The organism is Shewanella gelidii (genome assembly GCF_014647855.1).
Lineage (GTDB): Bacteria > Pseudomonadota > Gammaproteobacteria > Enterobacterales > Shewanellaceae > Shewanella > Shewanella gelidii.
In genome coordinates, this window is the sequence record NZ_BMPZ01000003.1 from 209,373 (window position 1) to 232,012 (window position 22,640).

At 44.4% G+C, this 22,640-nt stretch carries 21 protein-coding genes; 6 read left to right on the top strand and 15 right to left on the bottom strand.

The genetic code is table 11. The features are described 5' to 3' along the window. The first annotated feature begins 50 nt into the window (after positions 1-50). Entirely contained in the window at positions 51-938 is an 888-nt protein-coding gene (locus IEY18_RS07870) for a phosphoribulokinase (RefSeq protein WP_188919526.1), read from the top strand. A 131-nt stretch (positions 939-1,069) separates the two neighbouring features. On the opposite strand, the gene IEY18_RS07875 is transcribed toward IEY18_RS07870, so the two are convergent. After that, positions 1,070-1,852, bottom strand: coding sequence for a tetratricopeptide repeat protein (locus IEY18_RS07875; protein ID WP_188919528.1), 783 nt, complete (start codon positions 1,850-1,852; stop codon positions 1,070-1,072). Between the two features lie 383 nt (positions 1,853-2,235). On the opposite strand from IEY18_RS07875, the gene crp reads away from it, so the two are divergent. From crp to IEY18_RS07900, 5 genes are all read left to right on the top strand, one after another. Then, positions 2,236-2,871 carry a cAMP-activated global transcriptional regulator CRP gene (crp, locus tag IEY18_RS07880; protein WP_188919530.1) on the top strand — a complete coding sequence of 212 codons (636 nt, stop codon included), beginning with the start codon at positions 2,236-2,238 and terminating at the stop codon, positions 2,869-2,871. 80 nt (positions 2,872-2,951) lie between these two features. After that, positions 2,952-3,293 carry a hypothetical protein gene (locus IEY18_RS07885; protein ID WP_188919532.1) on the top strand — a complete coding sequence of 114 codons (342 nt, stop codon included), beginning with the start codon at positions 2,952-2,954 and terminating at the stop codon, positions 3,291-3,293. A 1-nt stretch (position 3,294) separates the two neighbouring features. After that, positions 3,295-3,981: a response regulator transcription factor gene (locus IEY18_RS07890; RefSeq protein WP_188919533.1), complete on the top strand. Its 687-nt coding sequence runs from the start codon at positions 3,295-3,297 to the stop codon at positions 3,979-3,981. Continuing rightward, positions 3,978-5,315: an ATP-binding protein gene (locus IEY18_RS07895; protein ID WP_188919536.1), complete on the top strand. Its 1,338-nt coding sequence runs from the start codon at positions 3,978-3,980 to the stop codon at positions 5,313-5,315. Before IEY18_RS07890 ends, IEY18_RS07895 begins: the two co-directional genes overlap by 4 nt. Positions 5,316-5,454: 139 nt before the next feature. Next, positions 5,455-6,738 carry a sensor domain-containing diguanylate cyclase gene (locus tag IEY18_RS07900; protein ID WP_188919538.1) on the top strand — a complete coding sequence of 428 codons (1,284 nt, stop codon included), beginning with the start codon at positions 5,455-5,457 and terminating at the stop codon, positions 6,736-6,738. A gap of 129 nt (positions 6,739-6,867) precedes the next feature. On the opposite strand, the gene IEY18_RS07905 is transcribed toward IEY18_RS07900, so the two are convergent. The 14 genes from IEY18_RS07905 to hflK all read right to left on the bottom strand — a co-directional run bounded on the left by IEY18_RS07905 (position 6,868) and on the right by hflK (position 22,628). After that, positions 6,868-7,665: a DUF1338 domain-containing protein gene (locus tag IEY18_RS07905; protein ID WP_188919540.1), complete on the bottom strand. Its 798-nt coding sequence runs from the start codon at positions 7,663-7,665 to the stop codon at positions 6,868-6,870. A 132-nt stretch (positions 7,666-7,797) separates the two neighbouring features. After that, entirely contained in the window at positions 7,798-9,258 is a 1,461-nt protein-coding gene (gene astD, locus IEY18_RS07910) for a succinylglutamate-semialdehyde dehydrogenase (RefSeq protein WP_188919542.1), read from the bottom strand. A 10-nt stretch (positions 9,259-9,268) separates the two neighbouring features. Then, positions 9,269-10,288, bottom strand: coding sequence for an arginine N-succinyltransferase (astA, locus tag IEY18_RS07915; RefSeq protein WP_188919543.1), 1,020 nt, complete (start codon positions 10,286-10,288; stop codon positions 9,269-9,271). An 88-nt stretch (positions 10,289-10,376) separates the two neighbouring features. Beyond that, positions 10,377-11,594: an aspartate aminotransferase family protein gene (locus IEY18_RS07920; RefSeq protein ID WP_188919545.1), complete on the bottom strand. Its 1,218-nt coding sequence runs from the start codon at positions 11,592-11,594 to the stop codon at positions 10,377-10,379. A gap of 384 nt (positions 11,595-11,978) precedes the next feature. Beyond that, a complete protein-coding gene (locus tag IEY18_RS07925) occupies positions 11,979-13,121 on the bottom strand; it encodes an HDOD domain-containing protein (RefSeq protein ID WP_188919547.1) in 1,143 nt (380 codons plus the stop codon). A gap of 109 nt (positions 13,122-13,230) precedes the next feature. Beyond that, positions 13,231-15,711, bottom strand: coding sequence for a S9 family peptidase (locus tag IEY18_RS07930; protein ID WP_188919549.1), 2,481 nt, complete (start codon positions 15,709-15,711; stop codon positions 13,231-13,233). Positions 15,712-15,788: 77 nt separating this feature from the next. Further along, the gene (locus IEY18_RS07935) at positions 15,789-16,382 is read right to left on the bottom strand and encodes an anthranilate synthase component II (protein ID WP_188919551.1); all 594 of its coding nucleotides are present in this window, start codon (positions 16,380-16,382) and stop codon (positions 15,789-15,791) included. 133 nt (positions 16,383-16,515) lie between these two features. Continuing rightward, complete coding sequence (locus IEY18_RS07940; RefSeq protein WP_188919553.1) at positions 16,516-16,959, bottom strand: ClpXP protease specificity-enhancing factor; 444 nt, start codon at positions 16,957-16,959, stop codon at positions 16,516-16,518. Further along, positions 16,959-17,588: a stringent starvation protein SspA gene (gene sspA / locus IEY18_RS07945; protein WP_188919561.1), complete on the bottom strand. Its 630-nt coding sequence runs from the start codon at positions 17,586-17,588 to the stop codon at positions 16,959-16,961. Before sspA ends, IEY18_RS07940 begins: the two co-directional genes overlap by 1 nt. 96 nt (positions 17,589-17,684) lie before the next feature. Continuing rightward, a complete protein-coding gene (locus tag IEY18_RS07950; protein WP_188919563.1) occupies positions 17,685-18,419 on the bottom strand; it encodes a cytochrome c1 in 735 nt (244 codons plus the stop codon). After that, a complete protein-coding gene (locus IEY18_RS07955) occupies positions 18,419-19,633 on the bottom strand; it encodes a cytochrome b (RefSeq protein WP_188919565.1) in 1,215 nt (404 codons plus the stop codon). The genes IEY18_RS07950 and IEY18_RS07955 overlap by 1 nt, the downstream gene beginning before the upstream one ends. Continuing rightward, positions 19,633-20,223, bottom strand: a complete 591-nt coding sequence (gene petA / locus IEY18_RS07960; RefSeq protein ID WP_188919567.1) for a ubiquinol-cytochrome c reductase iron-sulfur subunit — start codon at positions 20,221-20,223, stop codon at positions 19,633-19,635. The genes IEY18_RS07955 and petA overlap by 1 nt, the downstream gene beginning before the upstream one ends. A 366-nt stretch (positions 20,224-20,589) precedes the next feature. After that, the gene (gene hflC, locus IEY18_RS07965) at positions 20,590-21,468 is read right to left on the bottom strand and encodes a protease modulator HflC (protein ID WP_188919569.1); all 879 of its coding nucleotides are present in this window, start codon (positions 21,466-21,468) and stop codon (positions 20,590-20,592) included. 2 nt (positions 21,469-21,470) lie between these two features. Further along, the gene (hflK, locus tag IEY18_RS07970; RefSeq protein ID WP_188919571.1) at positions 21,471-22,628 is read right to left on the bottom strand and encodes an FtsH protease activity modulator HflK; all 1,158 of its coding nucleotides are present in this window, start codon (positions 22,626-22,628) and stop codon (positions 21,471-21,473) included. Between the last annotated feature and the right edge of the window lie 12 nt (positions 22,629-22,640).

Sequence of the window (22,640 nt, forward strand, 5' to 3'; positions counted from 1 at the left end):
TCCAATACGCCTTCTTAACATTTAGCGCGATTACTAAGCTAGGTACTCAAATGTCAGCCAAATACCCCATCATCGCAGTTACCGGCTCTTCAGGAGCAGGAACCACGACCACAACTACAGCTTTTTCCCACATTTTTCGTCAGTTAGAGATCAATGCGGCTTTTGTAGAAGGGGATAGTTTCCATCATTACACCCGTGCTGAAATGGAAGTCATGATCCGTAAAGGGCAGACTGAAAACCATAACATCAGTTACTTTGGGCCCGAAGCCAATGACTTTGCTCGCTTAGAAAAATGCTTTGCTGACTACAGTGCTACAGGACAAGGGGAAACTCGCAAGTACCTCCATACATTTGATGAAGCCGTGCCCTTTAACCAGATGCCTGGCACTTTTACACAATGGAGCCCTTTGCCAGAAAATACTGACATTCTCTACTACGAAGGGCTACATGGAGGGGTCGTGACTGGGGAGCACGACGTCGCACAGCACGTAGACTTACTTATCGGCATGGTCCCGATTGTTAACTTGGAATGGATCCAGAAGATCGTGCGTGATACCTCAGATCGAGGCCACAGCCGAGAGAAAGTGATGGGTTCAATTGTGAGAAGTATGGATGACTATATTAATCATATGACTCCTCAGTTCTCTCGTACCCACATTAATTTCCAGCGTGTCCCAACGGTAGATACCTCAAACCCTTTTAGCGCCAAAGATATACCCAGCCTAGATGAAAGCTTTGTTGTCATTCGCTTTCGGGATGTGCCCAATGTCGATTTTCCACATTATCTAAGCATGATTGATGGTGCATTTATGTCACGCATTAATACCATGGTTGTTCCTGGTGGAAAAATGTCACTCGCAATGGAACTCATTTTGACGCCACTGATCAAGAACCTGATGGACAAAAAATTACAATTAAAAGCGATGGAAGGAGAGTAAAAAGAGCTCTAACGATGAGTTGAAAGCACCACGATAAGATCCTTATTTTTGTGTGTTCACATCAATGTTCTTGGGGGTCGCATAAGGTTTAGCACATTAAAATGGTACATCTGAACTACAGGCTGTTCATGCTAATCTTGAATATGTAAAGGCAACACTTCTCGATAAGCTTTACGGGCTTGATAATGTTCAAGTCGCGCCTTAAATCCATTAATCTTGCTGCTATCTTTTGTTCCCGCTAACGCATAGATCGCTTTTTTCTGTGTCGCAACTGCATCATCAAACTTTCCTAATTCCGCATAGGCTGCTGCAAGATTATCCAAGCACGTCGGATCGTTATGGTTATCTTTTAATAGCTCAAGTGAAAGGTTCAGCGCGCGGTTACCATCTCTAAACTCAGCTTCAGGACACGTGGACAAAATCCAAGCTGCATTCCCCATTGCCACAGTATCGCCAACTTGATAAAAATACTCTAATGCTTTTCCACAATGGCGTGGCACGTCAGCATCACCAGAAGCATAGATGAACCCCAAGCGGAACTGAGCCCATCGCTCACCGGTTTGCGCAAGCTCAAGATACCAGCGCTCGGCAACTTTAAGGTTTCTTGTGACTAATTTCCCCTCAAAACTTAAATCCGCGAGTGTTTGCTGCGCTTTTATGTGACCTTGCTCCGCTGCTTTTTCAAGCCAATGCGCGCCCTGTAACATATTTTTTACCGTATATTTGCCGGACAACTGCATTAAAGCCAACAAATATTGAGCTCGCGCGTCACCACTGGCTGCATTGAGTTGGATATGTGCAAGCTTAGAAGCAGCGATGTCTTTTTGTTGAAGCGGGATCGAAAAAGCACCGACATCAGTAGTCACTGATATCATAAGGCTTAATCCAGCGAGCTTTAACCAGCGATAAGACATTACTTCTTTACCTCATTTTCAATACAAAACTATGCAAGCTAGCCTATTAGCTTACCATAATTGGGGCCAAAACAGATAAATAGCATCAAATCCTTGCTTGTGGTCATGAACACTTTTCTTGTTCACTTGTTTTTTACATCGAACACATATATTAATAAGTTGTGATTTACTCAGCATAGTTTCATCAAGAGTACCCCTTTTGGGGGGTTGTGGTTGACTTATATCACCGAAGAATCAAAATAGCTTTAATTTGAAATATTTTATAACGACTTGGGTTAGTCTATTAATTTCGGACCTTAATCAAGTTTTTTGGATTAAGATTGACCTAGAATGCTTATTTAGAATATTCTTACTTTCGTATTATTCAATCGAGGAACATAGGCATGGCACTGATTGGCAAGCCAAAACCGGATCCGACCCTGGAATGGTTTTTATCACACTGTCACATTCACAAGTACCCAGCCAAAAGCACTTTGATCCATGCTGGCGAAGACTCTGACACGCTTTACTATATTGTTAAAGGTTCTGTCGCTGTATTGATTAAAGATGAAGAAGGTAAAGAGATGATCCTCTCTTACCTGAACCAAGGCGACTTTATCGGTGAATTGGGACTGTTTGAAGAACAAGCGGAACGTAGTGCATGGGTTCGTGCCAAGCAAGCTTGTGAAATTGCAGAAATCTCATATAAGAAATTTAAGCAGCTTATCCAAGTAAACCCTGAAATTCTGATGAAGCTTTCTTCTCAGATGGCTTATCGCTTACAAAGCACTAGCCAAAAAGTAGGTAACCTTGCGTTCCTTGATGTTGCAGGTCGCATCGCGCAAACATTATTGCATCTTGCCAAACAGCCTGACGCAATGACGCACCCTGATGGCATGCAAATTAAGATTACACGTCAAGAAATCGGCCAAATTGTTGGTTGTTCTCGTGAAACCGTTGGACGCATCTTGAAGATGTTAGAGGAGCAAAACCTCATCCAAGCTCACGGTAAGACTATCGTTGTTTACGGTACTCGCTAAACGATTAAGCTTGCTTTAATGCAAATTTTATAAAGTGGTTTGAGTACTGACTCAAGCCACTTTTTTATTGGATGCAATAAATGTTCAAAGCTGATAATTCGCACGCTCATCTGCTTCTATTTGCAACCCTGCTGTTTAGTACACCTCTATTCGCCGACGAACCCAACTCCATCGAGACTGAAGTAGAGCATTACCAAGCCATTAAGCTGGTTAATCAAGGCCATATAACATCTTTAGACACCCATTTAACGCGACTCAACCTCAATTGCAATTTGGTGGACGCAACCTTATTTCAAATAGGAAGCAAATGGCGGTATGATTTACACCTGATGACCTTTTCTGGCGAAGCGATCTTCCTAGAAATCGATGCAAAGACCAGTGAGCTCTATTCGCCACAAACCATCTTGATAGGATGTCTATAAATTGAAGTTACTTCTCGTCGAAGATAATACGTTACTGATTAATGAGCTGCAAAAACAGCTCAAACAAGCCGGTTATGTAACAGATACAACAATGAGTGCCGTTGAAGCCGACTACCTCATTCAAGAAACTCAATATGATTGTATTATTTTAGATATAGGATTGCCTGACGGTAACGGCTTAGAGTTGGTAACTCAATGGCGCAGCAGGGGCATCAGCACACCTGTCATCATGCTCACTGCAAGAGGCCAATGGCATGAGAAAGTTGAAGGATTCAATGCAGGTGCAGATGATTATCTTGGCAAACCATTCCATACCCAAGAACTACTGGCTCGCGTTCAAGCGCTGATTAGTCGAGCGCATGGTCGCGCCAATCAGGGCAGCAAACTTCTAAGCTACGCCGGTATTACACTCGATGAGACCCAGCAACGGGTTGAGCTCAAAGGTGAGCAATATGAGCTCACCGCCATGGAGTTTAGACTGTTAAAGATTTTTTTGATGTCCCCTAAAATGTTGATGTCGAAAGCACAACTCACAGATAAGCTGTATCAATTTGACGATGAGAAAGAAAGCAATGTCGTCGAGGTCTATGTGACGCACTTACGTAAAAAGCTTGGTAAAACTGCAATTGAAACTCGCCGCGGTCAAGGCTATATCTTCCATGGACTCAACGAAAACAACGCGTCATGATTTCGATTCGTACCAAGTTGAGCCTCTGGCTATCTGCGCTGGTGATAGTCAGTACAGTCATCGGACTACTTGTGTTCGAAACCATGCTCCGACATGCTTTTCATGATTCAATTATCAATCGCTTAGAAGAAGATTTACAACAAGTCGTACATAATACTCACCTTCATGAAGGTGAAATCAGTATTGATCAATCTCAGCTCTCAGACTTTTATAATCCGGCATATTCAGGCCGCTACTACCAACTCGATCTACCAGACCAAGTGATTCGCTCACGATCTCTTTGGGATCGTCAGCTAAACATTAAAACCTTAGCTCTCGGTCAAACACGAGCTTGGCAAGCGAAAGGACCACTCAATCATGATATGCAACTCCTCTCTATCGGCCTTGCATCTGAGTCTGCACACATTGATGCCACACTCACGGTGGCGCAGGATCTGAGTATCGGCCGCCAAGTTTTCAGTGAAATATACGGTTTTAAATTAATGGTTAACCTGCTGCTTCTGCTTGCGATGTTAACCGGTATATTTTTGGTCCTTCGACAATCTTTCAAACCCCTTGCCCACGTACAACAATCTCTGAACAAGTTACGCGAAGGCGAAATTAGCTCACTTGATTTGGGCAAAATTCCACCAGAAATCAAACCGCTTGCCGACACTTATAATGAGCTACTTGACTACACCAGTAAACAAATCGCCCGCAGCCGCAACAATCTTGGCAACCTCAGTCATGGGTTAAAAACGCCTTTGGCGGTGATGCAACAACAAGTCGAAGCACTCGGCTTGAGCGACCCCGAAAAAGCACAGGCACTTCAGCAACAAATTACGCTCATCCATAAAATGATTGAACGCAAGCTCGCTGCAGCAAGAGCAACTGGAGACCTATTGCCGGCTTCACAATTGAGTGTGCCCGTTGATCTTGAAAGCCTAATACAAACACTCGATAAAGTGCATCAGCATCGACACGTTAGCTGTCAAATGGATATACAGCCCAACATTAACCGTTTACCCATCCACCGGGAAGATGGCATGGAGCTAATCGGCAACCTACTTGATAACGCTTATAAGTGGGCACATAGCCAAGTCACGGTACATATTACTGAAAAGGATCATGTTTTTTCATTGCAGATTGAAGACGATGGTCCAGGGGTCGAAGACGAACAGCTCGAACAACTGACAGCACGGGGCATTCGACTAGACGAGTCAGTTAGTGGTCATGGGCTCGGTTTGTCCATTGTCAAAGATATTGCAGAACAGTATGAATTTGAGCTTATCTTTGGCAACAAGGGGCCATTAGGTGGTTTAGATATCACCTTACAAATGCCCAATAAACCCTAGCGTATTTCGCAAAGCTTAGCTCCAAATTTCGTTCACCTTAAGATTCAAAGCACAGTCATTTTCATCAGCAATGTTTGTGGCGAAATATCAATAGCTAAACTAGTCTTTTAGATATGTTGAATCCTAGCTAAGGGACGCTATGTTCTTTAAAGAAACCCACGGTGAATTACTGTCCACAATCGAAGTCATTGGTGCAAGCTTTGCTGTTTATGAATACAGTCCAGAGTCCAATAATTTCTTTATGGTCAGTTGCAATACACTGTATGAAGATATTCTAGGTTTTGATAAAAAGGACGCTATCAACAAGCCCATTGATACTCTGTTTCCTCGCTACATTAGCGAGCAAATGTATAGCTCATTTACAGAATGTAAGTCGAAAGAGTCTGCTTGCGAGTCTGAGTTTTTTGTCGATTACAAAGCTTCTGAGCGTTGGTGGCGATCGATCGTCTCTCCCATCGTGGATCCACACTCCCCCAATATTCGAATTATTCAAACCTGTGTTGAAATCACAGAGAAAAAGAAGCTTGAAAAGCAGCTCGATGTCACCATGAAGCGCTATGAAGCCGTCGTACAAACAGCATATGATGGCATTATTACCATTGATGAAAACCAAGATATCAAGCTCATTAATAGTTCAGCACAAAAGATCTTTGGCATGTCTGAATCTGAAGGTATAGGCATGCCGCTCACAGAATTGCTTCCACACAAATATCGGCCCAACCACAATCAATATGTGTCAGGGTTTCGAAATTCAAAAGTCGACTCTCGCCCCATGCAAACTCGTGCTTCCGTCCGCGGGCTAAGGCGCGATGGTACTGAGTTTTCTATTGAAGTCACCATCTCTAAAATCAATGTGGATGACCGTGTCGAGATGACCGCAGTAATACGAGATATCTCGGAGCGCAATAAACTGATGGAGGAGCTCGTTACAGCCTCGCAAGAAGATTCTCTTACAAACCTTTATAACCGGCGCCAATTCACCAAAATTTTAACCAAGGAGATTTCTCGTGCGCAGCGGTATTTGCGCCCCTTTAGTTTATTTATGCTTGATATTGATTACTTTAAAAATATCAATGACAAGTATGGCCATGACGCTGGTGATGAAGTTCTTGTGCGCCTATCGGGCATTCTAAAACATAATACACGAGAATCTGACTCGGTCTGCCGTTGGGGGGGAGAGGAATTCTTGGTTTTAATGCCAGAAACCCACGAAGAAACCACTTACGATCTCGCAGAAAAATTGCGACAAAAAATTGCAGAAGCGCCGTTTGAGTTTAACGGGGAGAAAACTCAAATCACAGTTTCCATTGGTATCACCACATTTCGAGGGGGTGATATTGATGTAGAAACCACGGTATCAACAGTCGATGAATTAATGTACCAAGCAAAACATGCAGGCCGTAACACTATCATTCAAGGTTAAACGTAAAAAAGCTAAGCAGGGCTTAGCTTTTTGGATTTAATCGGAAAATTTGTCGGTCATTAGGCTAGTGCATGCTGAAGGCATCACCTTAATACTTCACTGTTACAAACCAACCGATTAGATTCGCTCTTATTGAGCATTTGTACTCTCAAATATTTTGTCTGCCGACGCTGCAACAAAACCAGTATAGATGTCACCGTCGGGCTTTGGGTAGCGTAGTGCAAACTCATAGAAGCAACTGGGGATCTCAGCTGACATATCGGCAAACTCAAGATTGATCTTGTCGGCCATTGTTGACGATTGCTCCAAGAGAACTTCCGCTGAACCTTTAATTTCTCCACCAGCACTATTCAGCACAAAACCGGCTTGCTTTAACGATTCATTTACCGCTTCAATTGTGTCGTACTTTTCTAAATGGTTTATCGATACAGTAAAATGATTCGCACGATAACCAAAAGCAGCAACCCAGGCCGCATACTCACTTTCAGCGAGTAACGACTGATAAGTTTTATAATCGACCTGCCAGTGGGGACCAGAATAAATGAAATTATCCGCTGTAGTGGCCTCAACATCCACTTGCTCAATTAAAGCGTGAACCGTAGCCTGCAGTTCAGGGCTAAATGCTTCCACTATTAACTCAGAAATAAAAACTTTCGGCTGGGTTGGATCTGGATGCTCAAAATGTTTTGCGACTAATTTCTTGGCTTCAAACCGATAATCACCACAAGCTTTATAACCGAGTGCTTCAAAATGAGCTGCCAGCACGTCAAGGTTCACTTTAGCAATATTGAAGGTTCGCAGTGCAATGTGATCATTCACTATCGGCTGGCCTTCACTTAATAACGCATGCACTTTCGCCGCAGAAGGCGTCATTTCGATATAGTCTTGCCATAGAGCGTCAAACAATGCATTTACATCAGTATGCATAGTATTCTCCTTTACTACATTTGATAAAAAATACACCGCAATGGCCATTGAGCTTGAAGCTCTGCCTACAACAGGGCGCAAATCTGTTTGATACAAAAAAGGGAAGCGCTATTTGCACTTCCCTTTCTCAATTTATAGTGACAATCCGGGGCTCAATGCCGCTGGCATGCTCACTTGATCAGCTTCGACTGAAGCGACTGGGTACGCACAATAGTCAGCAGCATAAAATGCGCTAGCTCTGTGATTCCCTGAAGCACCCACCCCACCAAACGGTGCAGCACCAGAAGCGCCTGTAATCTGCTTGTTCCAGTTCACAATCCCCGCACGAATGCGTGCAAGGAAATAGTCGTAATCATCGCGGCTATCAGCAAGAAGCCCCGCGGATAATCCATAGCGGGTATTGTTCGCCAGCTCAATCGCTTCATCAAACTCACTATAACGAATCACTTGTAATAGCGGGCCAAAGTATTCCTCATCAGGCAACTCTATCACTTGCGTCACATCAATGAGACCTGGAGAGACAAGCCCCGTTGCAGGCTCAAGATGCTTGAGTTCAACCAAGGCGGTGCCACCTAAATTAACTAAGTTGCGCTGAGCTTCCACCATTCCTTTTGCCGCAGTTTCAGAGATCATAGAGCCCATAAATGGTTGCGGTGTAGCGTTCCAAGGTGCCACGTGGATCTTCTTAACCGCTTCTACCAGTTGCGAAATGAGTTCATCGCCTTTTGCACCCTTTTCAACGTAGAGACGACGGGCACATGTGCAACGCTGGCCTGCTGAAATATACGCAGACTGAATAATGTCATGAACCGCAGCCTGAGTATCTGCAACATCTTTCACGATCAGCGGGTTATTCCCCCCCATTTCAAGCGCGAGAATTTTTCCTGGCTCACCAGCATACTGTTGATGTAGCAGGTGACCGGTTCTTGAACTCCCAGTAAAAAAGAGGCCATCAATTTGAGGGTGCGCCGCAAGAGCTTTACCAGTTTCGACTTCGCCTTGAACGAGATTAAGCACACCTTTGGGTAACCCGGCTTTCTCCCAAAGCTGCACCATAAGCTCGGCAACTTTCGGAGTTAATTCTGACGGCTTAAATACAACCGTGTTACCAGCAATTAAGGCTGGAACAATATGACCATTAGGAAGATGACCAGGAAAATTGTAGGGGCCAAATACAGCTACAACACCATGTGGCTTATGTCGAAGTACAGCACGCCCTGCAGGTATATCACTTTCTGTTTGCCCCGTACGCTTATGATACGCACTAATAGACAAACCAATTTTTCCTATCATGGCGCCCGCTTCAGTCGCAGTCTCCCATTGAGGCTTCCCTGTTTCTTGTGCAATTGTTTCGCCGATCAAGCCTTTGGACTCCTCAAGCTGTGCTTTATAGGCTTCAATAATTGCTACGCGAGCGTCAAACCCCAACATGAACCAATCGAATTGCGCTTCTCGCGCAGCCATCACGGCTTGCTGGACTTGTTCGTTGGTGGCCGTTAAACCTTGCCAAATTACTTGTTGATTTGCAGGATTGCTAGACGTCATTGAATGTCCAGCCCCAGCTTGCCATTGGCCATTTATAAATTGTGTCATCTAAAGCTCCTTACATTGCTAGGATACGAACCGTATCACCAGACTTGACCTTCAAGGCCTTAGCTAATTCTGCAGATATGACGACAGACTCAGATTCGTCAGTTACATCCAATTGCGCTTCTGTCGCTCGGTATTGCGCAACTTCAGAGTTGGCAATAATATAACTTGCACCCGTCGATTCTTGTTCACCGACTTCGACCACAAGAGATTGGCTCTCGCGCACAGAACGAATATCATTTAAGCGGCACTCAACCGTTGGACCACCATCAAAAATATCAACATAACCTCGGTTCCTGAAACCTTCAGAGTTCAATAGTTTCAAGGCGGGCACCGTACTTGAGTGCACCTCACCAATCACTTCCTGTGCCTCTTTAGGTAACATGCAAACATAGACCGGACCTCTAGGCATCATCTCCGCCATAAATGACTTCTGACCTAGGCCAGATAAATAGTCCGCCTGCACAAAATCGATACCGATAAAGTTCTCTTGTAACCACCCATAAAATGGTGAGTTACCGCGGTCATCACTTACACCTCGCATCTCCGCAATGACAGGTTCACCAAAACGCGCTTTATGTTGCGCTAAAAACAAAAAGCGGCTTCGAGACAATAAACGCCCGTTGTTTCCCTGGCGATAAGATTGACGCAGGAACAAAGAACATAACTCTGCTGCACCCGTATAGTCATGGCACAAGCTTAGGGTTTCAACTTCGTTGCGAACACCAATCTGCCCTGAATGATAGACTTCGGTACCGAGTCTATAGTGATAAAAGGCATCGGCTGTGCCTACTGCGGCTTCTAAACCACAGGTACCGACAACCTCTCCTGTTTCGGTGTCTTCCAGCACCATGAAATAGCCTTCATCCCCAGGCTGAGTTACCGTCTTATTAAATGAAGATTCTGCGCGTGCAATTTTTTTAGTCAATAACTCTTCATTTACCGGCAAGGATGTAAACCCATGCCCTGATTCGACGGCGATTTGCATCAGCGCATCAATATCGCTGGCGCAAATCGGACGGATAATTAGCATCTAGATATTTCCTCTCTAACAGCAAAGCGCGCTTGACTCTCCTCAAGCGCACTAAACCTTGAGTGAACTTTTGTGTTCACACGTCCAATTAGTTAGACGCGATACTCGCTACCGCTCGCTCAAAGCGGGCCAAACCTTCCGCTAAATCTGCTTCAGGAATAATAAGAGATGGCGTAAAGCGAATCACATTGGCCCCAGCGACGAGACACATTAGCCCCTCTTCTGCAGCAGCAACAAGAAAGTCTTTGGCTTTACCTTGGAATTGATTGTTTAACACAGCCCCCATAAGCAAACCTTTACCACGGACTTCAGAAAACACGTGATATTTCTGGTTAATTGCGTTTAAACCATCCCGTAAAATCTGCTCACGAGCTTTTACACCATCAAGTACTTCTGACGTATTCACTACATCTAGCACAGCATTACCGACAGCACAGGCAAGTGGGTTACCACCGTACGTCGAACCATGAGTACCAATCTTAAGGTGAGTGGCAATGTCAGTTGTGGTTAACATTGCAGCGATCGGGAATCCGCCACCCAGCGCTTTTGCGGTAGTGAGGATGTCTGGAACAATAGGGGTGTCCATATAAGCATAGAGCTCACCAGTACGACCAACACCGGTCTGTACTTCATCAAAGACAACTAGGGCGTTATGCTTATCTGCGAGACGACGAACAGCCTTTAGGAATTCCGGTTCCGCATCAATAATGCCACCCTCGCCCTGTAAAGGCTCAAGCATAATGGCACAAGTTTTATCAGAAATAAGTGCTTCTAATGCTTCTATATCATTGTAAGGAATATGGGTAATCCCCTGCGGCTTTGGTCCAAAACCATCTGAATAGCTCGCCTGGCCACCAACACTTACGGTGAAAAACGTACGGCCGTGGAATGCATGGGTAAACGCAATAATTTGGTCTTTATCTTCACCATACTTATCTTGAGCATAACGACGCGCTAATTTCAGTGCCGCTTCATTTGCTTCTGCACCTGAGTTCGCAAAAAAGACCTTCTCTGCAAATGTTGATTGAACAAGTTTAGTTGCTAATTCCAGCGCAGGCTCATTGGTCATCACATTTGAAAGGTGCCATAACTTTTCACCCTGTTCTTTCAGTGCCGACACGAGAGCTGGGTGACAGTGACCTAAGCAGTTCACCGCAATACCACCTGCAAAATCGATAAACTCTTTACCGTTTTGGTCCCAAGCTCGGCTGCCTTCTCCTCGAACAGGGATCACAGCGGACGGCGCATAATTAGGCACCATAACTTCATCGAACTGGGCTCGGGTTAGGTTCATCTCAACGCTCATAATCTAGGTTCCTTTCAATTGTATTGCACGGCTAAACCGCGCCGATAGCGGCTACCTGTCTAGGTTTGCCTTTGTGGCGCCTAGGGTAGTTATTTTTATTAGGGGGTCATTAATAGCGAAATTGTGATCAAAATACTAGTTTTTCATACACCCTGTTAACACCAAGTTACACAGGACTGCATAAAGTTTGTCGTTTTAATACTAAGCAAGCGAATAAGGGCGGGTGTCGCAGCATATTTAGTCATAAAAAAAGCTGTTTCAAGAAGTTACCTTTAGTTATTCAGCATAATTGAATAACTAACGGTACAGAATCACACTAATTCAAGCCGTAACCTTGCTAAAAGTTGAAGCTCAGACACTACACTCCAGTCATCGGCGCAGTAGTTATAGCAGCTCCAATTTACGATAATTTTGCCCTTTAAGTCGAATTAGCTCTTGCTCTGTAAATTCATAGTAATCAAACATGACGCGCTTTTCTTGGGGCTCGATTTGCCGCATTTCCTCTAACAGCATCACTTTTGCGTAACAGCTCGCCTTGGCAATAAGTTTTGCATCTTCAGAAAGCTCGCGAAACACCATGGTTTGATCTATCTCGGTGAGAAGTGAGGAAAGCTTACTTTCTTTAAAATCAAGTAAATTGAGCAGCTGCCAGTTTAGCTCTGAGCCACGATTAAGCACTTGCTCCAAAACCGCTTGTGCTGGAAATTCGGTGGCAATGATTGCGTCATACACTTCTTTATCTCGGCTACCACTGGCTTCTCTTAACCAAGTTCCCCAAGTCTTTTCAAATAAACGCGCACTATTACCTAGGATCACTGAAGTGCCTAGCTGGCTTAATAAAGATACGCAATATAGCAAGCACTCGTTACGGCGATGTAAATTGGCAAGCGCTTTCACCGCAATCGCACTCACCACGCTATAACGCCACAGCTTACGCTTTGTCCACAGTAAACTTGCATGTCCGCTGGGTAACCAGTGTCGCAGGCAATAATAAGGAATGATGGTTTTGAGGCTTTCAATGCCGACAAAGTTGAGAACCAACTTAATATCGGTCACTTTTACATCTGCTCGTTGTGGGCGTTTGGCGCGAAATGCTGGGCTATTGACCATCGTGAGCAAATCTTTAGCTATCCAAGATTGCCCAGCAATCATCGGGCGTAAGCGGTTTAAATCGAGATTCTTCGCTTGCAAAATCTCAAGCAACATCAATTGTGCTTGATCAACAGTAGCGCTTTTTAATACAAGCTCAGGTTGCGATAACTGATGCTCAATAGCATTGCACACGGTATCGGTTAGCTGTGTGGATATCGCCTCATAAATGGCTTTAGCATCAATTTGTTTTTGTAGGCGCGCTAAAATCGCTTCACGCTCAATATCTAATTTACTTGCACTCGCTTCTAGCTCTGCATCGAGTTCATCAAACATGGCATTTGATTTTTGCTTGCCCACAATCAGCTGCTGGTAGAGTCTTTTTTCAACATCCACTATTTTTCCTGTTTTTAGACCACCAGCTACTGAGATTGCCACGTTATAGTTATCCTCACGATTGACGCGCTTAGGCTTACTTTATCTTTTTGAATTATATAACTGAATTGCGACCAATAAAAAGGCCTCTAGAGGAGGCCTTTACTCGGTTTTAGTTGTTTTTAAGATTTTGTTCAAACAATTTAAAAATTCGACGATATTCATCTAGCCAACTCGATGGCTGCTTAAAGCCGTGAGGCTCAACTGGATAAATTGCCGTTTCGAACATCGGCTTCTCAAGTTCGATGAGTCGCTGAACTAGCCGGACGCTATCTTGGAAGAATACGTTATCATCGAGCACCCCACTCATAATCAAAAGCGGTTTCGTTAAGCCTTGAGCATGCTCTATAGGAGAGCTTCTCTCATAAGCAATAGGGTCTACATCTGGTGTATTCAGAATATTGGAAGTATACGGCGCGTTATAATGCGCCCAGTCCGTTACCGGTCGTAGTGCTGCGCCCGCTTGGAATAAATCAGGCTCGTTGAAAAGCGCCATAAAGGTTAAGAAACCGCCGTACGAGCCGCCGTAAGTACCCACACGCTGGCGATCGACATTAGCATGTGTTGCCAACCAACTTACACCATCTTTCAAATCTTCGACTTCGGGGTGCCCCATATTACGATAAATAGCAGTACGCCAATCTCTGCCGTAGCCTTTTGAACCCCGATAATCCATATCCATGACCACATAGCCTTTTTGCGTTAACAAATTGTGGAACATGAACTCTCTAAAGTAACCAGAAAAACCATAGTGGGCATTTTGCAAATAGCCGGCACCATGATTAAAAATAACCGCTGGGTATTGTTCTGCCTTCGATGGGTCAAAACCTTGGGGCAAATAGACCCTTGCATAAACATCATTAGCGCCGTGGGTAGAAGGTACCCGAACAACTTCTGGGGCTTGCCAAGGGTATTGTGTAAACACGTCACTGGTATAATGAGTTAACTGCTTTAACTCACCGCCGATGTGCTGAATGTAAAGTTCGTTTGGCTGGATTCGTTTTGAAGCTTGCAGCAATAGTTTTTGACCATCGGGACTGAGGTCATAATCAAGCTTTCCTTGCCAATTTGTGAGCTGCTCACTTTTGCCCGAATTCAGATGAACCCGATAAACATTCTCGATTCCGGGATGGTCTTTGTTGGCCCGATAATAAATAAACTCTTGTTCTGGTCCCAGTTCAAGCTGACTCACAACGTAACGACCTTGGGTCAAAGCTTCTAGCTTGCCATCAAGTGCTTTCGTATAAAGTTGGGAATATCCAGTATGCTCCGATAAAAAGTACAAGCTCTGTTTATTTGGGACCCAACCAAATTGATTGTAGTTATAGTTGACCCAAGCATCATCATGCAACCGATGTTGGGTTGTGAGCTGCCCTGTAGTGAGGTTTAGAGTTGTTAACCAACGGTCTTTATTATCAACAGCTTCGATCATTAACGCGACGCGGTCATCATCTTGCTGCCATTGAACAGCACTTTGGCGCCATCCCCAGTCTTGCATCAATTGAATTTTTCTTGGCTGTTTCTTCGAATCATACTTTTGATTTTTCTTGTTAGCATTTTCAGACTTAACTGAAGCCAGCACGTCCTCATCGTAACCAATTAAGCCTTCAATAGTGACATTCACTTTTTTGCGCTGCTCTAAATCAAGCACCACTAAACGCTCACCTGGAGGATTGTCTTCTGCAACTCGAGCACGAGCAGGGACAGCATCAACATACCCCTTAGTCCCTAGATAGTTTGGCATGATGTCATGCTCACCTCGCCAACTATAGTTTTTATCAATCAGCGACAAAATAATATAACGGCCACTTGGCGATACACTCATTGCGTTCACAGCCTCGGTATCACCGAGATACCATGTCATATTCGCAACCGTAGGGTCCAGATCTTGGCGCTGCTGCTTATAGTTTTGTTGGGCAACAGCATGACTTTGTTGCAGCGCAACATATTCAATTAAACGATGCTGCTGTTTCGCGATATAGCTTTGGGGAGCCTGAATAGATTTAGGCTTTTGAGCCATTTTAATATCGGCGATTTGTTCAATAAGCCCAGATGTTCGACGAATACGGTACACCGCATTCCCTTGCCAAAATGCGATGTCATTATCGACTAAAAACTGTAAGCCGTTTGCAGGGCGGTTGAATCGAGTCAGTTGCTTTACCACCCCCGTCGAAAGGCGCTTAACAAATACATTTCCTTGAAATAGGTACGCCTTCTCGGTACCACTTTTATTGATAACTCCACGCTGCTGATCAGCCTTATGCAGCTCATTGATTGCAAGCTTCTTTGCCGCCTCGGAATCAATCGGTTGCTGGTAATAATCCTTTAACGGCGATGCGCTTTTTTGACGATAGAAGTAAACAGATTGACTGTCATCACTCCAATAGGCGCCTTTTGCCAAAATCCCCATCCAATCTGGGTTTGCCATAATTTGCTTCAATGTTAAAGATGTCTGCGCATCTAATGGCGCTTGCAACATCACTTTAGTGTTGGTTTGTGGAGCGGTTTGATTATCAAGGCGGGTAGTTGAGCAGCCTGCAATAATGACCGTAGAAAATAGGCCAAGTGCAACATGGCGCAACGCGAGTTTCATCCTATATCCTTTATATTAGCTTTTATTGTTTGAATCTTGTTATACCATAACTTTGAATGTACCAATGGCCAAAAAGTTTAAGGCTTTGTAACAGGAAGCGCTTGTTCTGCGATAAAATGCTTGAGTAAACTTAACCCTTGCTCAGTCAATATCGATTCTGGATGAAATTGCACACCCCAAATCGGTAATTTTTGATGACGCATTGCCATAATCTCAAGACCCTGCTCAGGGTCATCTAGCCACGCATCCATCACAAATCCATCAGGAAGCTGCTCGACTAACAAAGAATGATAGCGCGTCACGCGCAACGGGTGATTTAAGCCCTCAAATAACCCAGCGCCGTGATGGCTAATTTGACTGGTTTTACCGTGCATGACTCGCTTGGCTTTTACAATTTTCGCGCCAAAGACCTGTGCGATAGCTTGATGCCCAAGACACACGCCTAACAAGGGAATATTGCCAGCGAAATGACGAATGACGGCCATAGAAATACCCGCTTCATTTGGCGAGCATGGCCCAGGTGATATCACGATATGGGAGGGCTGCAAAGCTTCAATCTGAGCGATGGTCACTTCGTCATTTCTTTTTACCACAACTTCCTGACCTAGCTGCTGGAAGTATTGCACTAGATTAAAAGTGAATGAATCGTAATTATCTATCATCAACAACATGTTGAGTCTCTGGTGGTGGCTTGCATTCGGTTGTTCATAACTATGTAAGATTTGGGTGAACTATAACATTTTGAATCGCAGTCAATAAAAAAGCCAGTTATCAACTGGCTTTCGGTATCTTCGACGAGCAAATCTACTTCACTAAAGTTAAATGGCTAGTCTTTTTCGCCGACTTTGGTGTTTCAATGGATTTACTTTCTTGAGTTGGTGTCTCTGAAATCGAAGGAGCACTTTTATCTTTAGCCGTCTGGCTATAAGCATCCTCAACATCAAATACTGTACCTGCACCATTTTCACGAGCATAAATGGCAACGATGGCCGCCATCGGTAATACAACCTGTTGCGGCACGCCTCCAAACCGGGCATTAAACTCAACAAACTCGTTGGTAATTTGTAAATTACCCACGGCGCTTGCCGTGATGTTTAATACGATTTGTCCGTCCTTCACGTACTGTTGTGGTACTTCAGTGCCGGGCACGAAAGCATCCACTACGACGTGTGGTGTCAGGTGGTTGTCCATCAACCAGTCATAATAAGCCCGCAATAAATACGGGCGACTAGGAGTCAAACCTTGCATTAGATACCCATGCGCATTTCGCGCTCAGTCTCTGTCAATGACGCTTTAAACGATTCACGTTCAAAGATACGCGTCATATAGGCTTTCATGTCTTTTGTTGCACGCGTATCAAGCTCAATACCTAGGACAGGTAAGCGCCAAAGTAGCGGACCTAAATAACAATCAGCTAAACCAAACTCTTCACTCATAAAGTAAGGCATTTCACCAAAGATAGGTGAAATAGAAGTCAGGCTTTCTTGCAGCTCTTTACGAGCCGCTTCTGCACGGTCACCTTTGCGAATACGATCCACCAAAGTGTACCAATCATTCTCGATGCGATGCATCATCAATCGCGCTTTACCACGAGATACCGGATATACAGGCATTAGTGGTGGATGTGGGAATCGCTCATCAAGGTATTCCATGATAATACGAGACTCATACAGTACTAATTCACGATCAACTAGAGTGGGTACAGAATTGTATGGATTCACTTCCAGTAAGTTTTCAGGCATATCACTCGGATTCACCTGCAGCACATCTACAGTGACCCCTTTTTCAGCCAGTACTATGCGCACTTGATGGCTATAAAGATCATCAGCACCTGAGAACAAGCTCATGATAGAGCGTTTATTGGCAGCTACAGCCATTGGTACCCTCCAAAATCAAAAAAAAACAAACGTAAACGAGGGGCAAAGCCCCCCGTTTAAATTATGCGGATATTACATTTTACCCGTTATTGCTACCTAGTGTACATCTCTCCAGTACTCTTTCTTTAAGAGATAGGCCACAATAAAGAAGATAAATAGGAATCCCATCACCCAAACACCTGTACTTTCACGCTCAAGGCGGATTGGTTCTGCAGAGTACACAAGAAAACCCGTGATATCTTTCGCGGCTTGGTCATACTCTTCGGCTGTCATCGATCCACCTGTTGCAGGTGTTAATTCTTTCAGCGTTTGAACCTCAACGCCGTCGATTTGTTGAGTTTCAAATACTGGCTCACTGACACCTTGCAGCTCTTCCAAAACATGCGGCATACCTACCGAAGGAAACACGCGGTTATTGACGCCAAATGGACGGCTCGGATCTTTATAAAACCCTTTTAAATAAGAGTATACCCAATCCTCACCTCGTACACGTGCCACCAATGTTAAATCCGGTGGCGTAGCGCCGAACCATTTTGCCGCATCTTTAGCTGGAATAGCATTTTCCATTAAGGAGCCGACTTTACTGTCGTTATACTTGTATTTGGCTTTCATATCATCGATAGAAATATCCAAATCTTCAGCTACGCGACTGTACCGCTGGTATTTTGTACTATGACAACCCGAGCAATACTTTTGGAATAAATCCAAACCGCGCTCTAACGACGCTTTATCGTGCAAGTCGATGTTTGCTGATTCGAGCGGAACATTACTACCAGCAGCAAAAGTAAGGGCTGGCACTAAACTGACTAAAGCAATTAATAATTTCTTCATTAGTGTGTCAACCTCTCAGGAACTGGCTTAGTTTTTTCATTCTTACTGTAGATGAACAGGAATAAGAAGAAACCGAAGTAAGTCACGGTAAAGATACGCGCTACGATGGTGAGTACCGGGGTGGCCGCAACAGCACCTAAATAACCCAACACTACAAAAGACACTGCGAACTGAGTGATGTTCAATTTGTGGACCGTACTACGGTAGCGAATTGACTTCACTTTACAGCGATCTAACCAAGGAAGAACGAATAGCACGGCAATTGCTAAACCCATGCCAATAACACCAGCAAGCTTGTCTGGAATTGCACGAAGAATTGCATAAAACGGTGTGAAGTACCAAACAGGCGCAATATGCTCTGGAGTCTTCATTGGGTTCGCAGCTTCAAAGTTTGGCTTCTCAAGGAAGTAACCACCGCCTTCAGGCATAAAGAACAGAACATAGCAGAAGACAATAAGGAAGCCTGCCACGCCCAAGATGTCTTTCACCGTGTAATAAGGGTGGAATGGAATACCATCTTTTGGCCAACCGTTCTCATCTTTGTTTTGCTTAATCTCAATCCCGTCAGGGTTGTTAGAGCCAACTTCATGCAAGGCGATTAAGTGCAAAAATACCAGCACGACGAGAACAAGCGGTAACGCAATGACATGCAATGCAAAGAATCGATTTAGCGTCGCACCAGAAACCACGAAGTCACCGCGGATCCATAGAGTTAAATCATCACCAATGAATGGAATCGCACCAAACAAAGAGATAATAACCTGCGCACCCCAATATGACATCTGTCCCCACGGCAATAGGTAGCCCATAAAGGCTTCAGCCATAAGCACAAGGAAAATGAGCATACCAAACAGCCACAATAGCTCTCTGGGCTTTTGATAAGAACCGTAAATCAGTCCTCGGAACATATGCAAATAGATGACGACAAAAAATGCCGATGCACCGGTAGAATGCATATATCGTAATAACCAACCATATTCGACATCACGCATGATGTACTCAATTGAAGCAAACGCACCTTCAGCGGTCGGAACGTAGTTCATCGTTAACCAGATACCAGTGAGCAGTTGGTTAACGAGTACTAACATAGCTAATGAGCCAAAAAAGTACCAGAAGTTAAAGTTGGTCGGCGTTGCGTATTTACCGACATGACGATTGTAGGTCGCTGTCATTGGAATACGCTCATCAATCCAGCTGACTATATTCTTAACCATTACGCAGCTCCTGTATCGACACCGATTAGCACAGTTCCATCATCCACATATTGATGAGGTGGAATGACTAGGTTCAATGGTGCTGGTACACCTTGGAATACACGACCAGCCATATCAAACTTAGAACCATGACAAGGGCAGAAGAATCCTGAAGTGACACCTTCAACTTGCTCACCAAACGAATCTGGTAAATAAGTTGGTGAACACCCGAGGTGAGTACAAATACCTACTGCGATAAAAAATTCTGGCTTAATTGAGCGACCAGGGTTTTTTGCATATTCAGGCTGTTGCATTTCAACCGAGTCCGGGTCTCTCAACTGGTCGTCATTCTCAGGAAGCTGTTGCAGCACTTCCTCAGTCCGACGGACAACCCAAACCGGCTTTCCTCGCCATTCAACGCGAATTAATTGACCTGGTTCAACTTTACTAATGTTTACTTCAACCGGCGCGCCTGCAGCTTTCGCTTTGGCACTCGGATTCCATGACTTGATGAAGGGAACCGCTACTGCGACGGCACCAGCACCACCTACTACGGCGGTTGCAGCTGTCAGGAATCTGCGACGTCCGGTATCGACTGGCGCATTGCTCATCCACTATTCTCCCAGAGGGTGTTGGAATTCTTGTTGTTCGAGACCTCTTTTCGTTCAACTGTGACTCATGACACAGAAATGAACTTTGAGGCGGTGCCCATTATAGCTAAAAATTTGAAGCAGATCATAGTGAAAACACATCACTTAAGTGGGGATATTGAATTTTTTTTGAAAATAGCTCAAAAAAACGACTTAACTTAACACCAAAGTCGTAAAAATAAGACGGAAAGTGAAAAGAACAATGTGATTTGCCTCTCGCTAAATTAGCAGCTTAGCGATTATAAAGAAGAAATATGCCCATTTAACCGCAAAAACAAAAAGACCTAGCATAATGCTAGGTCTTTTTAGGTCAAATCCACAGGTTTACTATTTAACACCTGCATTATTAATATATTCGAAGAACTCACCATCAGGCTCAAGCACCATGACATCAGAGTTACCAGAGAAGCTTTTCTTATATGCTTCTAGGCTTCGTAAAAATGCGTAGAACTCAGGGTCTTTACCGTAAGCATCCGCATAAATCTTTGCAGCCTCAGCATCACCCTCACCACGAACGGTCAGAGCTTGCTTTTCAGCTTCAGCGATTTTAACAGTCACGTCGGCATCAATTGTTGCCTTGATAATTTCAGCCTGCTCTTTACCTTGAGCACGATGCTCTTTGGCAACCGCTTGACGTTCGGCACGCATACGCTGATAAATACTGCTGCTCACGTTATCAGGTAAGTTGATTTGCTTTACTCGAACATCGACAACTTCAATACCCAGATCTTGAGCACTTTCTGTTGCGTTCTTCAGTGCGGCAATTTGTAGCTCATCTCGCTTACCGGAAACAATTTCACGAATCGTGCGCTGACCAAACTCTGTACGAAGGTCGTTATTGATTTTTCGTTGTAACAGCGTTTCTGCATTCGCCTTAATACCACCATTCGTTGAAAGGTAATATTTTTCGAAATCCTTGATGCGCCACTTCACGTAGGAATCAACCATCAAATCTTTCTTCTCAGACGTTACGAATCGATCTGCTGCACCGTCTAGTGTCTGAATACGCGCATCTAAGTAACGAATTTTATCAATTGCAGGTACTTTTAAATGCAAACCCGGCGCATAAACACGAGTCACACCATCGTCTTTCAAAATCTTACCAAATCGAGACACAATGGCACGTTCGCCTTCATTCACAACCAATACAGACGACAGACCAATAGCAATCAAAATTGCGACAAGAATAACACCTAATCTACCCATGATTATTCTCTCCCCTGACGGCTGCGTTGAGCACGGCTCTGGCGACCGTCAAACTGCATACTATTTTGTGACACGGTATTAGTTGAATTGATTTGAGGCTGACTTTGAGTCGTTGTCGCTGACGTATTCGTCGCTGGACGCTTGTTCTCCATCAACTTATCGATCGGAAGATACATCATATTCCCGCTGTTCTTCGCGTCAATGAGTACCTTATTCGAGCTCGACAAGACTTGCTGCATCGTATCGATATATAAACGCTTACGTGTGACTTCAGGTGCCATCTTATACTCAGGTAAAAGCTTTTCAAATCGAGCAACTTTACCTTCAGCTTCCAAAATTTCACGTTGTTTATATGCGCTCGCCTGCTGGCTCATGCGCTGTACGGTACCACGCGCTTTAGGCTCGATTTCTCTTGCATATGCCTCTGCTTCACGAATGAAGCGTTGCTCATCTTCTTGCGCAGCAATTGCATCATCGAATGCCGCTTTAACTTCTTCCGGCGGACGTGCAGGAAGGAAGTTGACATCCACAACGCTTAAACCAAGGTTATAAGGCTCAAGAATACGTTCAATTTCTTCCCAAGTGTCAGTACGAATTTTGTCACGGCCCGTGGTCAAAATATCATCCATCGTGTTATGACCCACAACGTAGCGCAATGCACTATCTGTTGCTTCGCGTAAACTTTCGTTCGCATCCACAGCGCTAAAAATAAACGCATACGGGTTGGTCACGCGGTATTGCACATCTAACTCGACTTTAACAACGTTTTCGTCTGCAGTTAGCATGCTGCCGGCCGCAGGAATAGAACGAACCGTTTGCACATCAACTGGGAACACAGCATCAATGAACGTTGGACGCCAATGTAGACCTGGGTCAACTTCACCAATGTACTCACCGAAGCGAAGTGCAACGCCACGCTCAGCTTCTTTTACGGTATAGAAACCAGAAGCTGCCCATACAGTTAATGCGATGCCAAGTGCAATCAATAAGCTGATTGAACCAAACGCGTTACCTGAAGGCCCTTTGCCTTTTCCGCCACCAAAACGTTTTGCAAGATTACGAAACACCTCATCTAAATCAGGTGGTCCTTTATCATTGCCGTTACCGCCTTTATTTCCCCAAGGGTCATTTCCCTTGTTACCGGGCTCATTCCAAGCCATTTAGCACTCCAT

What these genes read in the sequence shown, in the direction of transcription:
- IEY18_RS07885 (WP_188919532.1), top strand. Translation starts at nt 2,952, where the DNA reads ATGTTCAAAGCTGATAATTCGCACGCTCATCTGCTTCTATTTGCAACC.
- hflC (WP_188919569.1), bottom strand. Translation starts at nt 21,468, where the DNA reads ATGGGTAGATTAGGTGTTATTCTTGTCGCAATTTTGATTGCTATTGGT.
- sspA (WP_188919561.1), bottom strand. Translation starts at nt 17,588, where the DNA reads ATGGCTGTAGCTGCCAATAAACGCTCTATCATGAGCTTGTTCTCAGGT.
- IEY18_RS07900 (WP_188919538.1), top strand. Translation starts at nt 5,455, where the DNA reads ATGTTCTTTAAAGAAACCCACGGTGAATTACTGTCCACAATCGAAGTC.
- crp (WP_188919530.1), top strand. Translation starts at nt 2,236, where the DNA reads ATGGCACTGATTGGCAAGCCAAAACCGGATCCGACCCTGGAATGGTTT.
- IEY18_RS07950 (WP_188919563.1), bottom strand. Translation starts at nt 18,419, where the DNA reads ATGAAGAAATTATTAATTGCTTTAGTCAGTTTAGTGCCAGCCCTTACT.
- IEY18_RS07895 (WP_188919536.1), top strand. Translation starts at nt 3,978, where the DNA reads ATGATTTCGATTCGTACCAAGTTGAGCCTCTGGCTATCTGCGCTGGTG.
- IEY18_RS07940 (WP_188919553.1), bottom strand. Translation starts at nt 16,959, where the DNA reads ATGCAAGGTTTGACTCCTAGTCGCCCGTATTTATTGCGGGCTTATTAT.
- astA (WP_188919543.1), bottom strand. Translation starts at nt 10,288, where the DNA reads ATGCTAATTATCCGTCCGATTTGCGCCAGCGATATTGATGCGCTGATG.
- IEY18_RS07920 (WP_188919545.1), bottom strand. Translation starts at nt 11,594, where the DNA reads ATGAGCGTTGAGATGAACCTAACCCGAGCCCAGTTCGATGAAGTTATG.
- IEY18_RS07870 (WP_188919526.1), top strand. Translation starts at nt 51, where the DNA reads ATGTCAGCCAAATACCCCATCATCGCAGTTACCGGCTCTTCAGGAGCA.
- astD (WP_188919542.1), bottom strand. Translation starts at nt 9,258, where the DNA reads ATGACACAATTTATAAATGGCCAATGGCAAGCTGGGGCTGGACATTCA.
- IEY18_RS07955 (WP_188919565.1), bottom strand. Translation starts at nt 19,633, where the DNA reads ATGGTTAAGAATATAGTCAGCTGGATTGATGAGCGTATTCCAATGACA.
- IEY18_RS07905 (WP_188919540.1), bottom strand. Translation starts at nt 7,665, where the DNA reads ATGCATACTGATGTAAATGCATTGTTTGACGCTCTATGGCAAGACTAT.
- petA (WP_188919567.1), bottom strand. Translation starts at nt 20,223, where the DNA reads ATGAGCAATGCGCCAGTCGATACCGGACGTCGCAGATTCCTGACAGCT.
- IEY18_RS07930 (WP_188919549.1), bottom strand. Translation starts at nt 15,711, where the DNA reads ATGAAACTCGCGTTGCGCCATGTTGCACTTGGCCTATTTTCTACGGTC.
- IEY18_RS07875 (WP_188919528.1), bottom strand. Translation starts at nt 1,852, where the DNA reads ATGTCTTATCGCTGGTTAAAGCTCGCTGGATTAAGCCTTATGATATCA.
- hflK (WP_188919571.1), bottom strand. Translation starts at nt 22,628, where the DNA reads ATGGCTTGGAATGAGCCCGGTAACAAGGGAAATGACCCTTGGGGAAAT.
- IEY18_RS07935 (WP_188919551.1), bottom strand. Translation starts at nt 16,382, where the DNA reads ATGTTGTTGATGATAGATAATTACGATTCATTCACTTTTAATCTAGTG.